Source organism: Microbacterium sp., assembly GCF_032084865.1.
Lineage (GTDB): Bacteria > Actinomycetota > Actinomycetes > Actinomycetales > Microbacteriaceae > Microbacterium.
The window spans coordinates 1-3,292 of record NZ_DAMDLU010000205.1 but is presented as its reverse complement, the minus strand read 5'-3'; the positions used below and the strand labels follow the sequence as shown (position 1 = coordinate 3,292).

The 3,292-nt window shown below is 69.3% G+C and carries 3 protein-coding genes and 1 pseudogene; all 4 read left to right on the top strand.

Translation table 11 applies throughout. The annotated features are described in order from the left end of the window. A partial coding sequence (locus tag RT309_RS14380) for a hypothetical protein (protein WP_313358137.1) occupies positions 1-740 on the top strand: 740 nt, incomplete at its 5' end. After that, entirely contained in the window at positions 737-2,221 is a 1,485-nt protein-coding gene (locus tag RT309_RS14375; protein ID WP_313358135.1) for an ATP-binding protein, read from the top strand. The genes RT309_RS14380 and RT309_RS14375, both read left to right, overlap by 4 nt. Next, on the top strand, positions 2,218-2,769 hold the full coding sequence (locus tag RT309_RS14370; RefSeq protein WP_313358133.1) for a hypothetical protein: 552 nt from the start codon (positions 2,218-2,220) through the stop codon (positions 2,767-2,769). The genes RT309_RS14375 and RT309_RS14370 overlap by 4 nt, the downstream gene beginning before the upstream one ends. Further along, a pseudogene (locus RT309_RS14365) lies at positions 2,766-3,292 on the top strand (type VI secretion protein); the annotation flags it as partial. The gene RT309_RS14370 and the pseudogene RT309_RS14365, both read left to right, overlap by 4 nt.

Sequence of the window (3,292 nt, the reverse complement as noted above, 5' to 3'; positions counted from 1 at the left end):
AGCCCGCGCAGATGTACGGGGTGATCGGCGATCTGTCGTCGGGGATGCGGTCGCTGCGGCAGGTGCTCGATCAGATCGCCGATGTTCACGAGCGCAAGGCCGCGCACGCGTTCAACGACGACGGAAGCCACGAGGCAGGCGTGCGGGAGGCGCTCGCTGCTGCGGAGGAGTTGCGCCAGGCGGCGAGCCTCGTAGATCGGGCCTACGACCGGATCGCCGAGGGTTTCATCGCGGCCGGCCGGATCGCCTGGCATCCTGACCCCGCCGTCGAGGAGGCCGCGCCGTCCAGGTGGGTCAACGTGGTGTTCCTCCAGGGCGATGAAGCCGACAGGCCGTTGCGTATCCTCGGTGAGCTGGGGCATGTCGATGCGGTGGACTACCTCGCGCAGTGGGATTGCGGCGACGAGACCACTGAGGCCGCGTTGGAGAACGGGTACGTCTACGACGAGCCTGGCGAGGGAACCAACGACCAGGTGGCGATCTCGGGCGACTACGCGCTGGTCGTCAATCCGCACATCGGATGCGTCTCGCTGCTGCGCCGCTACACCGACCCTGACGCCGAGGCTCAGGGTGCCGAGCTGGCCGGGCCGTCCCCGATGCGGGACGGCCCTGAGTTGCTGGTGTCGTACTCCTCGCCAGGCGCGCCGAAGCGAGCGGATGTGCCGTCGAAGCCGGATGGGTCGTGGTTCGAGCCCGCGAAGATCGCTGCGGTGAAGCAGGCGCGGGGGCTGGGGCTGTGACCCAGGATCGCGAGCGGCTGCACACCGCCGTTCTGGTGGCACCGACGAAGGAACGACGGAAGCTCCGCAAGCAGCGCCGCCGCGCAGAGGCCCGGCTCCACGCGGAGCAGCGCAAGGCTGCGCTCGCGGCCGCGAAGGCGAAGGCCGAACAGGAACGGGCCGAGCGGCGCGCGACGATCTACCTGCCGAAGGCCGGCGAGCCAGGTGCCGCTCGGTTGCGGACGCCGGGCAGGTTCCGCCTGACGCGGCATCAGGACACGTCGGCGACTCTGGCGGGTGCGTATCCGTTCGTCGCCGAAGGTGGCCTCGGTGCCGATGGGGTGTTCGTGGGTCAGGACCTGTACTCGGGTGGGAGCTTCGTCTACGACCCGTGGGTGCTGTACGCGCGCGGGATCATCACCGCCCCGAACGTGGTGCTGGCCGGGATCGTCGGCTCTGGGAAGTCGAGCCTCGCCAAGTCGCTCTACACGCGGTCGTTGCCGTTCGGGCGGCGCGTGTACGTTCCCGGCGACCCGAAGGGCGAGCACACCGCGGTCGCCAACGCCGTCGGTGGGAGGGCGATCGTGCTCGGCCACGGCCTCAACACCCGACTGAACCCGCTCGACGAGGGCCACCGGCCAGCGGGCCTCTCAGACGAGCAGTGGACGAACACTGTCGCGGCTCGGCGTCGTGACTTGATCGGTGCGCTCGCCGAGACAGTGCTCGCACGGGGGTTGTCGCCGTTGGAGCACACCGCGATCGACATCGCCCTGACCCAGACGGTGCGGGAGAACGACGTGCCGATTCTGCCGATGGTCGTTGACCGCATCCTCGACCCGAGCGTGGATGCCGACGGCCGTTTGGCCGAGGACGGTCGTCTCGTCGGCCACGCGCTGCGCCGTCTGGTGGCCGGTGATCTGGCCGGGTTGTTCGATGGGCCTTCGACGGTCGCGTTCGATCCGTCGTTGCCGATGATTTCGCTCGACCTCTCGCGGGTCACCGAGAACTCGACCCTGATCTCGGTGTTGATGACGTGCTCGTCGGCGTGGATGGAGTCCGCGCTGCTCGACCCGAACGGTGGGCAGCGGTGGGTGATCTACGACGAAGCCTGGCGGCTCATGTCCCACCCGGCGCTGCTGCGGCGGATGGACGCGCACTGGCGACTCGCCAGGCACTACGGGATCGCGAACATGCTGATCTTCCACAAGCTCACCGACCTCGACAACGTGGGCGACCAAGGCTCCGCCATGCGCTCCCTGGCCAACTCACTACTCGCGAACGCCGAGACGCGGATCGTGTACCGGCAGGAGTCCGACCAGCTCGGGCCGACCGCGACCGCGCTCGGTCTGACCGGCACTGAGCAGCAGCTCTTGCCGAACCTCGGCGTCGGCCAAGGCCTGTGGCGGATCAAAGCCAGGGGCTTCGTCACGCAGCATCAGCTGCACCCTGCCGAGCTCGCCCTGTTCGACACGAGCAGCCGCGCGGCGGGAGGCCACCGATGAACCTCACCAGCCTGCGCCGATCCAACCCGAACGACGACGAGACCTCGGCGCCGGTCGAGCTGCCGCATGTCCTCGTAATCGTCGCCGCCGACGGGACACTGGCCGCGACCGTCGACGGGAGGCCATTCTCCGCACCCGGCGAGAGCGTGTGGACGCGGGCTACGTTCGGGCCGCTCATGGATGCCATCACCAGGGACCGAACCGTCGCGGTCCGGGTGGAGGTACGTGAGTGCGATGGGAGCGTCTTCACCGACATCATCCGCCCCCGCGCACCCCGCCGCGCCGCACCCTTGCCGGAGAGGCCGGTGCCGGAGACGCGGCGGAGTCGTCACGCACGCCGGGTGCCACGCTTGATGGAGGTCACCGCCGCCGGGTTCGTCCCCGGTGAGGATGTCGCCGTCGCTGTGATCGTCTCCCACACCGACGCCGCCAGAACCGGCGACGCCCGCGCGCTCATCGACCTCGACACCCTCCCCGACGCCGCGGGGCAGGAGATCATCCTGCTCGGGCGTATCTCGGGCACGTTCGCAGTGCGGCGGCTGACATGAACCAGCGACAAGCAGGCGGCATGGGCGACGAACTCACCAACGCCGCCCTCATCGGGCTGATCGGCATGTTCGGCATCGCGCTCGTCCTGCGCGCAGCCGGCAGCGTCACCGCGTTCCTCACCGCCCTGCCGCAACCGGACGCCGGCCTCGCTGCAGGTCTCGGGGTGCTGTTCAACCCCGCCGACCCAGCAACCGCGCTGGGTGCCGATGGGCTCAACCCGATCCTGTACTGGCTCGTCAGCGCGGTCATGCTTGGCGGGCTCGCCGCCGTCACGGTGTGGCTGTGGATCGCGCTGCGCCACCACACCAGGAAGACCGAGACCGATCCGCACCGCCTCGCCGGGATCGCAACCAGCCAGGAAGTGAAGACGGCTGCGTCGGCGAAGGCACTGCTGCACCGTGCTGGGACGCTGCGGCCGTCGCTGGAATCCCCAACGCCGGAGGATGTCGGCTACCTCCTCGGAGCCAGTCGCGGCACGAAAGTCTGGGCATCAGTGGAGGACTCGATCCTGCTGATCGGCCC